The following is a 320-nucleotide window of genomic DNA, read 5'->3' as shown; positions in this document are numbered from 1 at the left end:
ACATGAATCATCGCAAGAGCCGCCGTGTCCGTGAGGGAAGAATTCGCATTTTTTACAGTAACATCGTTTAGTCCAGTAAAATTTCTTTTCAAAACGTACACATTTTGTAACTAAAACGCATTCTTTTCTACGTGTTACTTTCGTAACGAACGTCCATTTTTGAACGCGTACACGAGTACATTTCGTAACAAATGTCCACTTTTTAACGTGAGTACATTTTGTAACAAATGTACAATGTTTCACACGAGTACATCTTGTTCTTGGGCATTTACAATCGTCGCTACACTCAATTTTTGAAGAGCAATCGTCATCACATTCGA

General features: G+C 37.5%; 1 pseudogene. It reads right to left on the bottom strand.

The features are described 5' to 3' along the window. Positions 1–320, bottom strand: a pseudogene (gene exsB, locus MR167_RS32065) (exosporium protein ExsB); the annotation flags it as partial.

The sequence above is a fragment of the Bacillus cereus group sp. BfR-BA-01355 genome (assembly GCF_022663675.1).
Lineage (GTDB): Bacteria > Bacillota > Bacilli > Bacillales > Bacillaceae_G > Bacillus_A > Bacillus_A thuringiensis_S.
This window is presented reverse-complemented; position numbering and strand designations above follow the sequence as displayed.